13 protein-coding genes are annotated in these 13,806 nt (G+C 54.0%); 10 read left to right on the top strand and 3 right to left on the bottom strand.

Features of this window, described 5'->3' with window-relative positions; translation table 11 throughout:
• Positions 1-103 precede the first annotated feature (103 nt).
• Both tig and bolA read right to left on the bottom strand, forming a co-directional pair.
• Positions 104-1,402, bottom strand: a complete 1,299-nt coding sequence (gene tig / locus V6944_RS11265) for a trigger factor (protein ID WP_185667148.1) — start codon at positions 1,400-1,402, stop codon at positions 104-106.
• A 346-nt stretch (positions 1,403-1,748) separates the two neighbouring features.
• Positions 1,749-2,066 (bottom strand): transcriptional regulator BolA, encoded by a 318-nt coding sequence (bolA, locus tag V6944_RS11260; RefSeq protein WP_035894301.1) that lies wholly within the window; start codon positions 2,064-2,066, stop codon positions 1,749-1,751.
• A 297-nt stretch (positions 2,067-2,363) separates the two neighbouring features.
• Between bolA and V6944_RS11255 the strand changes: the two genes are divergently transcribed.
• The 7 genes from V6944_RS11255 to cyoE all read left to right on the top strand — a co-directional run bounded on the left by V6944_RS11255 (position 2,364) and on the right by cyoE (position 9,724).
• The gene (locus V6944_RS11255; protein ID WP_185667149.1) at positions 2,364-2,942 is read left to right on the top strand and encodes a lipoprotein; all 579 of its coding nucleotides are present in this window, start codon (positions 2,364-2,366) and stop codon (positions 2,940-2,942) included.
• 45 nt (positions 2,943-2,987) lie between these two features.
• Positions 2,988-4,463, top strand: a complete 1,476-nt coding sequence (ampG, locus tag V6944_RS11250) for a muropeptide MFS transporter AmpG (protein WP_333499008.1) — start codon at positions 2,988-2,990, stop codon at positions 4,461-4,463.
• A 473-nt stretch (positions 4,464-4,936) separates the two neighbouring features.
• Positions 4,937-5,884, top strand: coding sequence for a cytochrome o ubiquinol oxidase subunit II (gene cyoA, locus V6944_RS11245; protein ID WP_035894297.1), 948 nt, complete (start codon positions 4,937-4,939; stop codon positions 5,882-5,884).
• A gap of 19 nt (positions 5,885-5,903) precedes the next feature.
• On the top strand, positions 5,904-7,895 hold the full coding sequence (gene cyoB, locus V6944_RS11240) for a cytochrome o ubiquinol oxidase subunit I (RefSeq protein ID WP_333499007.1): 1,992 nt from the start codon (positions 5,904-5,906) through the stop codon (positions 7,893-7,895).
• A complete protein-coding gene (locus V6944_RS11235; RefSeq protein WP_035894295.1) occupies positions 7,885-8,496 on the top strand; it encodes a cytochrome o ubiquinol oxidase subunit III in 612 nt (203 codons plus the stop codon). The genes cyoB and V6944_RS11235 overlap by 11 nt, the downstream gene beginning before the upstream one ends.
• Complete coding sequence (locus V6944_RS11230) at positions 8,496-8,825, top strand: cytochrome o ubiquinol oxidase subunit IV (RefSeq protein ID WP_333499006.1); 330 nt, start codon at positions 8,496-8,498, stop codon at positions 8,823-8,825. Before V6944_RS11235 ends, V6944_RS11230 begins: the two co-directional genes overlap by 1 nt.
• Before the next feature lie 11 nt (positions 8,826-8,836).
• On the top strand, positions 8,837-9,724 hold the full coding sequence (gene cyoE, locus V6944_RS11225; protein ID WP_185667152.1) for a heme o synthase: 888 nt from the start codon (positions 8,837-8,839) through the stop codon (positions 9,722-9,724).
• 341 nt (positions 9,725-10,065) lie between these two features.
• Here cyoE and V6944_RS11220 read toward each other — a convergent pair whose 3' ends face one another.
• A complete protein-coding gene (locus V6944_RS11220) occupies positions 10,066-10,824 on the bottom strand; it encodes an IclR family transcriptional regulator domain-containing protein (protein ID WP_202216336.1) in 759 nt (252 codons plus the stop codon).
• Between the two features lie 152 nt (positions 10,825-10,976).
• On the opposite strand from V6944_RS11220, the gene V6944_RS11215 reads away from it, so the two are divergent.
• Genes V6944_RS11215 through V6944_RS11205 form a run of 3 tightly spaced genes read left to right on the top strand, consistent with a single transcriptional unit; the run spans position 10,977 to position 13,806 of the window.
• Positions 10,977-11,798: a shikimate dehydrogenase family protein gene (locus V6944_RS11215; RefSeq protein WP_333499005.1), complete on the top strand. Its 822-nt coding sequence runs from the start codon at positions 10,977-10,979 to the stop codon at positions 11,796-11,798.
• A complete protein-coding gene (locus V6944_RS11210; protein ID WP_333499004.1) occupies positions 11,795-13,489 on the top strand; it encodes an FAD-dependent oxidoreductase in 1,695 nt (564 codons plus the stop codon). Before V6944_RS11215 ends, V6944_RS11210 begins: the two co-directional genes overlap by 4 nt.
• Complete coding sequence (locus V6944_RS11205; protein ID WP_035894285.1) at positions 13,486-13,806, top strand: NIPSNAP family protein; 321 nt, start codon at positions 13,486-13,488, stop codon at positions 13,804-13,806. Before V6944_RS11210 ends, V6944_RS11205 begins: the two co-directional genes overlap by 4 nt.

Below are 13,806 nucleotides of genomic sequence, written 5' to 3'. Positions count from 1 at the left end.
GAAAAGCCGTTTTATCACGCAAGCTTTGGTTATTGCTGCAATAAAAAAACCCGTCACCAAAAGGCAACGGGTTTTTCTCAAAACCGTAAACCGGTAAGCGAAATTACGCCTGCTGGTTCATCAGTTCATTGAAGGAAGTTGCTTTTTCAGTCACTTTCGCTTTTTCCAGAACCGCTTCAACAGCCTGTTCTTCCAGAGCGACACTGCGCATGTTTTCCATCAGCTCTTTGTTTTTGCTGTAGAATTCAATAACTTCTTTCGGATCTTCGTAGGCGGAAGCCATTTCTTCGATCAGGGTAGCAACGCGTGCTTCGTCAGCTTTCAGCTCGTGGGTACGAATAACTTCGCCCAGCAGCAGGCCAACAACGACGCGGCGTTTCGCCTGCTCTTCGAACAGTTCGCGAGGCAGTTCCATCGCTTGCTGCTGGTTGCCACCGAAACGCTGTGCAGCCTGACGGCGCAGAACGTCGATTTCGCTGTCGATCAGAGCAGCAGGAACGTCGATTTCGTTCGCTTTTACCAGACCTTCGATTGCCTGAGATTTAACGCGGTTACGTACCGCGCCTTTCAGTTCGCGTTCCATGTTTTTACGCACTTCAGCGCGCAGGCCTTCAACGGAACCATCTTCAACGCCGAAACGTTTGATGAATTCTGCAGTCAGTTCTGGCAGTTCACGCTCTTCAACTTTCTTCAGGGTAATCGCGAATTTAGCCGCTTTACCTTTCAGGTTTTCAGCGTGGTATTCTTCTGGGAAGGTAACGTCGATAACGAACTCTTCGCCTGCTTTGTGACCTTTGATACCGTCTTCAAAGCCTGGGATCATACGACCCTGGCCCATTGCCAGTACGAAATCAGTCGCTTTACCGCCTTCGAATTCTTCGCCGTCTACAGAGCCGGAGAAGTCAACGGTAACGCGGTCTTCAGCGTCAACAACGCCGTCTTTGTCTTTCCAGGTTGCCTGCTGCTTACGCAGAGTGTCCAGCATGCCGTCAACGTCAGCTTCGGTCACTTCAACAACTGGTTTTTCAACTTCGATAGCGTCCAGACCCTGCAGTTCAACTTCTGGGTACACTTCGAATTCTACTGCGTAGGTGAAGTCTTCACCCAGCTTATATTCACCTGGAACGTAGTTAGGCGCGCCAGCTGGATTGATCTTCTCTTTGATGATCGCGTCAACGAAGTTGCGGCTCATCAGGTCACCCAGAACGTCCTGACGCACGGAAGCGCCATAACGCTGAGCAACAACATTCATCGGTACTTTACCTTTACGGAAACCGTCAATGCGTACTTTTTTCGCTACGTTGACCAGCTCGCTTTTTACAGCGGTCTCGATGCTGTCAGCAGCGATAGTAATCGTTACACGGCGGCCAAGGCCCTGAGTGGTTTCAACTGAAACTTGCATCTTGTTACCTCAAAAAAATCACAGTGCTCGGTCAACTCTACTCCGCAAGCTCGAAAAGCTGGCGTTGCGGACCTGGGATGCTCTCGTAATCAATCACATTCCCTGTCGTCAGAATCATCCCGAAGACATTCCGAAAAATAAGACGCAGCATTATAGCGGCATCACTTTTATGAGTCGAGAACGGTTATCACGCGTTGCTGCGGCATTTTTCACAATTCCCGGCTAATTTTTGTCTGAACGCTGTCGAAATAGCTCAAAATTCAGACAAAACAAAACGGCCCGCAGGCCGTTTTCTCATAATCTGTACGCAACATACTGGAAAAGTTCCGTGTTGCAAATGCCTTTTCTACGCGATAGTACCCGCTCCGCGGCATGGCGGTGAGGTAATGACGGTATCTTGCAAACCTTCCCACTCTTTTCGCGTATAAGTATGCAATGCCAGCGCATGGACGGTGGACGCAAACTCCTCTGTTAACGTTCCGTAGATCATCCGATGACGATTCAGAAAACGTTCCCCGGTAAACTTATCGCTCACCAGCACAACTTTAAAGTGGCTCTCAGAGCCGGCCGGTACGTTGTGGCGGTAGCTTTCGTCTACGACTTCCAGGAAAACAGGTTCAAACGCTGCCCTCAGTTTTTCTTCGATTTGTTCACGCATCATCATGATATTACTCCTCCGACAACGTTAAGATGCCGCCTATCCCTTTAAATGTTAGCCGCTTTTACTGATTCCATTACACGAAGGCAACAAAAAATTAGCGTTCGCGCCCTTTTATTTGTCAAGTAGATGAAGTTAACGTCTTTTACAATCGCTTCTCATCTGAAATCCTGCCGCAGATTGTTCACGCGAGCAGAAAAACACCAACACGATGAAATTACATGCATTGCCTACTTCCCCTGACCGATGGCGATGTTATGATGGCGGGAATTTTCAGTAAACAATGCGTTTGAGACCCCTAACATGTTAAAAAAAATCCTCTTCCCACTGGTAGCACTGTTTATGCTGGCAGGATGCGCAACGCCTCCGACCACGGTTGAAGTGTCGCCAAAAATCACCCTGCCTCAGCAGGATCCAAGCCTGATGGGCGTGACCGTTAGCATCACCGGCGCTGACCAGCGTCAGGATCAGGCGCTGGCCAAAGTCACCCGCAACAACCAGCTGGTTACCCTGACCGCTTCCCGCGACCTGCGTTTCCTGATGCAGGAAGTGCTGGAAAAACAGATGACCGCGCGCGGTTATATGATTGGCCCGAACGGTGCGGTAAATCTGCAGATTATCGTTAATCAGCTGTATGCCGACGTTTCCCAGGGTAACGTGCGTTACAACATCTCTACCAAAGCCGATATCGCTATCATCGCGACTGCCGCTAACGGTAACAAGATGACCAAAAACTACCGTTCTAACTACTCCGTTGAAGGCGCGTTCCAGGCTTCCAACAAAAACATTTCCGATACCGTTGATAGCGTGCTGGGCGATACCATCGCCGATATGGCACAGGACACCTCTATCCACGATTTCATCAAGCAAAACGCTCGCTAATCCCGTCACAGACCCGGCTCAGGCCGGGTCTGAATGTAGAACACTATGTCTGGTCACTATCTCCGCATTTTTCAGCAACCGAAATCAGCCATTCTGCTGATTCTTGGCTTTGCTTCCGGCTTACCGCTCGCCCTGACCTCAGGGACGATGCAGGCGTGGATGACGGTCGAAAATATCGATCTGAAAACCATCGGCTTTTTCTCGCTTGTCGGCCAGGCATACGTCTTTAAGTTTCTCTGGTCACCGGTCATGGACCGCTACACGCTGCCATTTTTAGGGCGCCGTCGCGGCTGGCTGTTGACGACACAATGTTTACTGCTTATCGCCATTGCTGCAATGGGCTTCCTTGAGCCCTCCACGCAGCTGCGCTGGATGGCAGCGCTGGCGGTGATTATCGCGTTCTGCTCCGCCTCTCAGGATATTGTCTTCGATGCCTGGAAAACCGACGTGCTGCCAGCGGAAGAGCGTGGCGCGGGCGCGGCGATTAGCGTACTGGGCTATCGCCTGGGGATGCTGGTTTCCGGCGGGCTGGCGCTATGGCTGGCCGATAAATGGCTAGGCTGGCAGGGCATGTACTGGCTAATGGCGGCGCTGCTTGTACCGTGCATTATCGCCACCTTGCTGGCTCCCGAACCGAGCGACGTTATCCCGGTCCCGAAAAGCCTTGAGCAAGCGGTGGTGCAACCGCTTAAAGATTTCTTCGGCCGTAACAACGCCTGGCTCATTCTGCTGCTCATCGTGATGTATAAGCTCGGCGACGCCTTCGCCATGAGCCTGACCACCACCTTCTTGATCCGCGGCGTGGGGTTTGACGCCGGCCAGGTCGGGATGGTGAATAAAACCCTCGGCCTGTTTGCCACCATTGTCGGCGCGCTGTACGGCGGAGTACTGATGCAGCGCCTGACGCTGTTCCGCGCGCTGCTGATTTTTGGCATTTTGCAGGGCGTGTCGAACGCTGGCTATTGGGCGCTTTCGGTCACGGATAAGCATATTTATTCGATGGCGGCCGCGGTCTTCTTTGAAAACCTGTGCGGCGGTATGGGCACGGCGGCATTCGTCGCACTGCTGATGACGCTGTGTAATAAATCGTTTTCTGCCACCCAGTTTGCGCTGCTATCGGCGCTGTCCGCCGTCGGCCGTGTCTACGTTGGGCCAATTGCTGGCTGGTTTGTCGAAGCGCACGGTTGGCCGACGTTCTATCTCTTCTCGGTGTTTGCCGCCGTACCGGGCATTCTGCTGCTGCTTATCTGCCGTAAGACCCTGGAATATACTCAGCGAACCGAACAATTTATGCCGCGTGATAGCTATGCGGGCGCCTATCGATTCGCGCTACGTCTGCTAATGCTGGGTGCCACGCTGCTGGGAGTCTGGCTGGTAATGCTGCTGGCAAATGCTCTGAACCTCACCGCCATTCAGTGGTCCGGAATCGTACTCGAGATAGGCGTCGTGATAGCCTTTATTGGCATCATTTACGGCTGCCTGCTGGACTACCTTGCCCTGCGTAAAACGCAGTTCCAATAAAATAAGCGGAAAATGTGAAGAGTACGTTGTAATCACGACGCGTAATAATAACGTTTACGTCGTATGTGAAAAAAAATATTTATGCTTTTGTGCGCTTTAGAATTCTGGAAATTATTGGAACGTCTAAAATGTGCTTTATTTCTTTAACCGATTCAGCACCAGAACAATTAATTTTTCGTTTTTGAATTGTCCATTATTTGATGATTAATTGTTAATTATTTGTATATTTTTGGCAATGGTTATACCAATTGCCATCTTAACCCCTTCCCCATACCCCCTTTCGTTATAACGCCCGCCAGATGGGCTTTCCGCTCGGAAAATAGACACATTTGGCAACATCTGTGACAGGCACGGCAGAACCCGGTAACACATAACTGACAGAGCACCAATGATGTTTACAGTAATGTAACCTTCCCGTAAAATGACCCCACACTTTAAACGCCACCAACACCCCGTGGAATTGAGGTCGTTACATGAGACTCAGGAAATACAATAAAAACTTGGGATGGTTGTCATTAATCGCCGGCACTGTATTACTCAGTGGTTGTGATTCTGCGCTACTTGACCCCAAAGGACAGATTGGACTGGAACAGCGCTCGCTGATTCTGACGGCTTTCGGCCTGATGATGATCGTCGTGATTCCCGCCGTCTTAATGGCCGTTGGTTTCGCCTGGAAGTATCGTGCGAGCAATAAAGATGCGAAGTATAGCCCGAACTGGTCACACTCCAATAAAGTGGAAGCTGTGGTCTGGACCGTGCCAATTCTTATCATCATCTTCCTCGCCGTACTGACCTGGAAAACCACTCACGCTTTAGAACCAAGCAAACCGCTGGCTCATGATGAGAAACCAATCACTATCGAAGTGGTTTCCATGGACTGGAAATGGTTCTTCATCTACCCGGAGCAGGGCATTGCTACCGTTAACGAAATCGCCTTCCCGGCGAACGTTCCGGTGCAGTTCAAAGTGACCTCCAACTCCGTGATGAACTCCTTCTTTATCCCGCGTCTGGGCAGCCAGATTTACGCGATGGCCGGTATGCAGACCAACCTGCATCTGATCGCTAACGAAGCAGGTATCTACGACGGTATCTCTGCTAGTTATAGCGGCCAGGGCTTCTCTGGAATGAAGTTCAAAGCCATTGCTACGCCGGATCGTGCCGCATTCGATCAGTGGGTCGCGAAAGCGAAACAATCTCCGAACACCATGGATGACATGGCCACCTTCGAGAAATTGGCTGCACCGAGCGAATATAACAAGGTGGAGTACTTCTCCAGCGTGAAACCAGATTTGTTTAAAGCAGTGACCAGCAAATTCATGGATCACGGCAAGAGCATGGACATGACCAAACCTGAAGGCGAACACGCATCGCACGAAGGAATGGAAGGCATGGACATGAGCCACGCGGAATCCGCTCACTAAGGGGCCGAGGAAGAATACGATGTTCGGAAAACTGACACTGGATGCAGTGCCCTACCACGAACCCATTATCGTGGTTACGGTGGCTGCCATTATCGTCGGGGGACTCGCTCTCCTGGCGGCCATCACTTACTTTGGTAAGTGGTCCTATCTATGGAATGAGTGGCTGACCTCCGTCGACCACAAACGTCTTGGCATCATGTATGTCATCGTTGCTATCGTCATGCTGCTGCGTGGCTTTGCCGATGCCGTGATGATGCGTAGCCAGCAGGTTCTGGCTTCGGCCGGGGAAGCTGGGTTCCTACCACCGCATCACTACGACCAGATCTTTACCGCCCACGGCGTTATCATGATCTTCTTCGTCGCGATGCCGTTCGTTATCGGTCTGATGAACCTGGTGGTTCCACTGCAGATCGGCGCGCGTGACGTAGCGTTCCCGTTCCTGAACAACCTGAGCTTCTGGTTCACCGTTGTCGGTGTGGTTCTGGTTAACCTGTCTCTGGGCGTTGGTGAATTTGCTCAGACCGGTTGGCTGGCCTATCCGCCGCTCTCGGGAATAGAGTACAGTCCGGGCGTAGGTGTCGATTACTGGATTTGGGCGCTTCAGCTCTCCGGTATTGGTACCACACTGACCGGTATTAACTTCTTCGTGACCATCATCAAGATGCGTGCACCAGGAATGACGATGTTCAAGATGCCGGTATTTACCTGGGCATCTCTGTGCGCCAACATCCTGATTATCGCCTCCTTCCCAATTCTGACGGTTACCGTCGCGCTGCTGACCCTGGATCGCTATCTGGGCACCCATTTCTTTACCAACGATATGGGCGGCAACATGATGATGTACATCAACCTGATTTGGGCCTGGGGTCACCCGGAAGTGTACATTCTGGTTCTGCCTGTCTTCGGTGTGTTCTCTGAAGTTGCAGCAACCTTCTCGCGTAAACGCCTGTTCGGTTACACCTCTCTGGTGTGGGCGACCGTGTGTATTACCATCCTGTCGTTCATCGTTTGGCTGCACCACTTCTTCACCATGGGTGCGGGTGCGAACGTAAACGCCTTCTTCGGTATTACCACGATGATCATCGCCATCCCTACCGGGGTGAAGATCTTCAACTGGCTGTTCACCATGTACCAGGGGCGTATCGTCTTCAACTCAGCAATGATGTGGACCATCGGCTTTATCGTGACCTTCTCGGTCGGCGGTATGACCGGCGTTCTGCTGGCAGTGCCGGGTGCGGACTTCGTGCTGCACAACAGCCTGTTCCTGATTGCGCACTTCCATAACGTTATCATCGGCGGTGTGGTCTTTGGTTGCTTCGCAGGTCTGACCTACTGGTGGCCGAAAGCCTTTGGCTTCACGCTGAACGAAACCTGGGGCATCCGTGCTTTCTGGTTCTGGATCATCGGCTTCTTCGTAGCGTTTATGCCGCTGTATGTGCTGGGCTTTATGGGTATGACCCGTCGCCTGAGCCAGCAGATTGACCCGCAGTTCCACCCAATGCTGGTTGTTGCAGCATGCGGTGCAGCGCTGATTGCCTGCGGTATCCTGTGCCAGCTGATTCAGTTCTACGTTTCTATTCGCGACCGCGAGCAGAACCGTGACCTGACCGGTGACCCATGGGGCGGCCGTACGCTGGAGTGGGCAACTTCTTCCCCTCCTCCATTCTACAACTTTGCCATTGTGCCGCAGATTCACGAACGCGATGCATTCTGGGAAATGAAAGAGAAAGGCGAAGCGTACAAGCAGCCGGCGCACTATGAAGAAATTCATATGCCGAAAAACAGCGGCGCGGGCATTGTGATTGCCGCCTTCGCAACCATCTTTGGTTTCGCCATGATCTGGCATATCTGGTGGTTAGCGATTGCTAGCTTCGCAGGCATCGTGATCACCTGGATTATCAAAAGCTTTGACGAGGACGTGGATTACTACGTGCCGGTTGCAGAAGTCGAAAAACTGGAAAATCAGCATTTCGATGAGATTTCTAAGGCAGGGCTGAAAAATGGCAACTGATACTCTCGCGCATAACGCCCACGCGCACGAACACGGGCACCACGATACAGGGCCGATGAAGATCTTCGGCTTCTGGATCTACCTGATGAGCGACTGCATCATCTTCGCCACCCTGTTCGCTACCTATGCCGTTCTGGTGAACGGCACGGCTGGCGGCCCGGCGGGTAAAGATATCTTCGAACTGCCGTTCGTTCTGGTTGAAACCGCACTGCTGCTGTTCAGCTCCATCACCTACGGCATGGCGGCTATCGCCATGTACAAAAACAACAAGAGCCAGGTCGTTTCCTGGCTCGCCCTGACCTTCCTCTTTGGTGCAGGGTTCATCGCGATGGAAATCTATGAATTCCATCACCTGATTGTTGAAGGTATGGGCCCGGATCGCAGCGGCTTCCTGTCAGCGTTCTTCGCACTGGTAGGGACTCACGGTCTGCACGTCACCTCCGGTCTTATCTGGATGGCCGTGCTGATGGTGCAGATTTCCCGCCGCGGCCTGACCAGCACTAACCGTACTCGTATCCTGTGCCTGAGCCTGTTCTGGCACTTCCTGGACGTAGTGTGGATCTGTGTGTTCTCCGTTGTTTACCTGATGGGGGCAATGTAATGAGTCATTCTAACGATCACAGCGGCGCATCCCACGGCAGCGTGAAGTCGTACATGACAGGTTTCATCCTGTCTATCATCCTGACGGTCATTCCGTTCTGGATGGTAATGAGCGGAAGCGCGTCGCATGCGGCGATTCTGGGGACCATTCTGGTCACCGCTGTTGTGCAAATTGTCGTACACCTGGTGTACTTCCTGCACATGAACAGCAAGTCTGACGAAGGCTGGAACCTGACCGCGTTTGTCTTTACCGTGATAATCATTGCCATCGTGGTGGTAGGCTCCATCTGGATTATGTGGAACCTGAACTACAACATGATGGTTCACTAAGAGCGGCGAGTATGTTTAAGCGATACCTGCAAGTAACGAAGCCTGGCATCATTTTTGGCAACCTGATCTCCGTGATCGGCGGTTTCCTGCTGGCCTCCAAAGGTCACATCGACTATCCGCTGTTCGCCTGGACGTTGATCGGCGTGTCTCTGGTGGTCGCCTCGGGTTGTGTTTTCAACAACTACATCGATCGTGACATCGACCGTAAGATGGAGCGAACGAAGAACCGAGTGCTGGTTAAGGGACTGATTGCGCCAAAAACGTCACTGGTCTACGCCACCTTGCTGGGTCTCGCTGGCTTCATGCTGCTGTGGTTCGGCGCCAATCCCCTCGCCTGCTGGCTGGGGGTGATGGGGTTTGTGGTTTATGTCGGCGTTTACAGCCTGTACATGAAGCGCCACTCCGTTTACGGCACGCTGATTGGTTCACTCTCCGGCGCTGCGCCGCCGGTGATTGGCTACTGCGCAGTGACCGGTGATTTCGACAGCGGCGCACTGATTCTGCTGGCGATCTTCAGCCTGTGGCAGATGCCTCACTCCTACGCTATCGCGATTTTCCGCTTCAAGGATTATCAGGCAGCGAACATTCCGGTTCTGCCGGTGGTGAAAGGCATTGCAGTGGCGAAAAACCACATCACGCTGTACATCGTGGCGTTTGCTCTGGCCACATTGATGCTCTCCCTGGGTGGCTACGCTGGGTATAAATACCTGATCGTTGCAGCAGCAGTGAGCGTCTGGTGGCTTGGCATGGCGCTGCGCGGTTACAAAGTGGAAGATGATAAGGTCTGGGCGCGCAAGCTGTTCGGCTTCTCCATCATCGCCATTACCGCGCTCTCCGTGATGATGTCCGTCGACTTTATGGTGCCAAATTCTCAGAACCTGCTGACTTACGTCTGGTAAAGAGACTCCGTTTGAAAAAACCTCGCTTCGGCGAGGTTTTTTATTGCCTGAAGAAAATTGCCCAGTATTGATGTTTTCCTAAATAACGGTGAAGCCAGCGCTGAGGCAGCTCATTTGAAGGGAAGAGGTATAGAATCGCGGCGGGTGCTTGAGACTGTTTGTCTTGAGCATGATGTGAAAGGCAAATAGACAAAAGCCCCAGATAACATTCTACGTCCGGCAAGACGCTTAACATTAATCTGAGGCCCCTAGCCTCTTACCGACCTTAGGGTCAAGGAGAAGTAGCCTATGAAACGGTACTGTTGACAGGTATTCTCAACGCACCCAATTTTTTCATTTGACTAGCCCACCAGCATCGCCTGGGCGCTATACAGCAGATCCAGATGATCCCGGCACAGCGCCTCCAGCGAGGTGCGCGACTGGTGGCTGGTCAAGCTCAACGCCCCCCAGTACAGCCCTTCCCTATCAGCAAGCGGAACGGCTATCACCAGCATGCCTATCTCAAACTCCTGCTCAATAGAGGCGTATCCCTGACGGCGTACCTGCGCGATACGCTCCATCAATGTTGGTACATCCGTCACCGTGTAAGGCGTTCGCTGCTCACGGGTTACGCGCTGCAGTACCGCTTCACACTCCGCTTCCGGTAACGAAGCCAGCCATAACCTGCCGCCTGCGGTGCAGTGAATCGGTACTCGTTCACCGAGTCGCACAGAGGTTGAGTTAAACGGCGTGTGTTTGCTGCGGGCGATATAGACCAGCTCGTTATCATCAATCACCCCAACTGACGCGTGTTCTTCGCTGCGGCTAGCCACGTACTCCACGATAGGCCGCACCATTCGCGGGAACTGCGCGGAATCAACATAGGCCTGCCCCAGACGCAGCGTTTTCGCCATTAGCCAGTAGTAGCGCCCGTCGGTATCCAGATAGCCGTCATGCACCAGCGTCAGGAAAAATCGGCGGGCGGCGCTCTGCGTCAACCCGCTCATTTTCGCCGCCTGCGGCACCGTCAGTCGCGGGTTCGCCTTCGAAAAAAGCTGGATCAGCGCCAGCCCTTTTTGCAACCCGACGATCAAATCGCGCTGATGAATCTCGTTTTGCATAGCTGTTCACACTTTTGCAACTGAGGGAGTCGATTACTGCGATTATCGCACTGCTGGTGCGATTAACAACCAACCTGTCCGAATTCTGCGTTGTCGCTCACCCCTTACATTGAAATACTCAAGCAACAGTTTATTAACAAGTGAGGTGAGCAATGGTCAGCGGATTTACTCAGGTCGTCGCCGTTATCGGGCATCCCATTACCCAGGTGAAATCACCGGACAACTTTAACCACTACTTTGCCACTCAGGGCATGGACAAGGTGATGATCCCTGTCGATATCGCGCCAGAAGCCGTCGCCGACTACCTGAATGCCCTGCGCGGTTGGCAGAATATGAGCGGCATTCTGGTTACCGTACCGCATAAACAGCGTGTTGCCGGTCTGCTTGATACCCTCACGTCCCGCGCTCGCCATCTCAACGCCGTTAACGTGGTGCGCAAGCTGGCAGACGGTCGTTTAGAGGGGGACATGCTGGACGGCGTGGGCTTCCAGCGCGCGGCAGAAGCTCACGGTTTTAACCCTACAGGTAAACGCGCCCTGCTTTCCGGTTGTGGCGGCGTCGGTAGCGCTATCGCCTGGGGACTGTGCGAAGCGGGTATCAGCCATCTCGCACTGTATGACCGCGATGACGCCAGTCGTCAGCGTCTGGAAAACCGTTTAGCCACCCATTTCCCTACCGTACATATCACTCCCCTTCCCGACTCGCTCTCGGAGATTGATCTGCTGGTCAACGGTTCTCCCGCTGGCATGGCGGGCTTCGACGCACTGCCGTTAAGTCAAAATCTGCTGGAGACATTAACAGCGGCCACTCACGTCGCCGACGTCGTCACCGCGCCGGTTATCACCCCGTTGCTAGCCTTTGCTAACACCCGAGGCTGCCGTACACAAACCGGCCCGGAAATGGCGCTGGCGCAGATGCAGCTGATGGGGCAATTCATCGGTGCTATTGAACAACCAGACGAGGCCGCAGCATGAAAAGCTGGGATGTGATCGTGATTGGCAGCGGCGCGGCGGGTTTCGCCACCGCCGTTACCGCCTGCTGCAAAGGTCTCTCGGTACTGATGCTGGAAAAGGCCCCGCATTTTGGCGGGACGTCAGCAATCTCCGGCGGCGCGGTGTGGATTAACGACACCGACCAGGCCCGTCGCCTGGGAAAAAGCGGCTCGCCGGAGGCAATAAAAACCTACCTGCGCACCATCATTGGCGAAGCGAACTACCGCCCAGACATGGTTGACGCATTCGTCCATGCCGGGCGAGAAGCGCTGGCCTTTCTCGAACAGGAAGGCGCGGTGAAATACAGCCTGCGCCCGCTGTCGCCGGACTACTATCCGGATGAACCTGGCGGGGTGGACGTCGGCCGGGCGCTGGAAGTAGTGGAATATGATGGCCGCGAGCTGGGTGAGCACTTTACCACCCTGCGCTCGCCGCCGCCGGGGATGCTGCTGTTTGGCGGCATGATGGTTAACCGTGTCGATATTCAGCACTTCCTCGATATGCGCCGTTCATGGCGCTCATTGCGCCACTGCACCAGGCTGCTGCTCCGCTATGGGCGCGATCGTCTGCGCCATCATCGCGGTACCCGTCTGGCAATGGGCAACGCGCTGATTGCCCGCATGGCGACGCTGGCGCTGCGTAAAGGGCTGGAGCTGGAACTTAACGTGACGGTGAAATCGCTGGTCGAACGGAACGGTCGTGTGACCGGGGTTGAAATCGAACGCGATGGTCAAACGCTGACATTACACGCCCGTCGTGGCGTCGTACTTGCCGCCGGAGGCTTTGCCGCCGGGCGCATCGCCCCCCAGTATCGCCCAGCGACGCAGCAGCACTACACCATGTCGCCCGCCACTAACGACGGTGCAGCATTCCAACTGGGACTTAGCGTTGATGCCCGACAAGGCGCAGACCTGCCGTCAAACTTTTTCTGGGCACCGGTCTCCGTGCTGCGTCGCCCGGACGGTAGCGAGGAGCGCTTCCCACATCTGGTGACCGACCGCGCCAAACCGGGGGTGATCGCGGTTAACCAACGCGGCGTACGTTTCGTCAACGAATCAAATTCCTACCACCATTTTGCCAGCGCCATGCAGCAGCAGCCGGAAAACGCCCCGTGCTACCTGTTGTGCGATGCCCAGGCAATGAAACGCTATGGCTTGGGGTTGGCGCGCCCGGCACCGGTTAACAACGACGCGTTGGTGAACGCCGGTTATCTGCATCAGGCCGAAAGCCTAAGCGAACTGGCGCAGCAGTTAGGTATAGACCCGCAACAGCTTGAGCACACCGTTTCCCGCTACAACCTGCATGCGGCACACGGCAGCGACCCGGCGTTTCATAAAGGCGGTAACAGCTATAACCGCGCGATGGGCGACGCGGCACACGCCCCGAACGCCTGCAACGCGCCGCTGCTCAGCGCGCCGTTCTACGCCATCAAACTCTTTACCGGCGACTTAGGCACTTCACGCGGGTTGGTCACTACCGCCGACGCGCAGGTCATTAACCAGCAAGGCCAGCCTATCGGCGGTCTGTATGCGGTCGGCAACGATATGGATTCGATGATGGCGGGCACCTACCCCGGCCCAGGCATCACCCTCGGCCCAGCGCTCACCTTCGGCTATCTGGCCGCCATGCATATGACAAAAGCATCCTCACTCACTTCAGGAGAAGCAGCATGATCTACGAAAAACGCACCTACACCATCAATCCGCTGAAAATGGCCGACTGGCTTGCGCTATACAAAAGCGACGCCTTTGCGGTGCAAACTGAACACCTCGGCAAGCTAATTGGCTTTTTCTTTACTGAAATCGGCGTGGTCAATCAGGTGGTGCATATCTGGGCCTACGAGAGCCTGGATGACCGTCTGGTGCGCCGCGCGCGCATGTCTCAGGACGAGCGCTGGCTGACCTTCTCACGGAAAAACCGCGAACTGGCGGCGGTTGAACGCCTGGAATCGGTGCTGATGCGCCCTACCGATTTCTCGCCGCTGCAATAA

Source organism: Kluyvera sp. CHPC 1.2972 (assembly GCF_036759925.1).
GTDB lineage: Bacteria > Pseudomonadota > Gammaproteobacteria > Enterobacterales > Enterobacteriaceae > Kluyvera.
The sequence above is the reverse complement of the archived record's forward strand: the minus strand, read 5'-3'. Positions and strand labels throughout refer to the sequence as shown.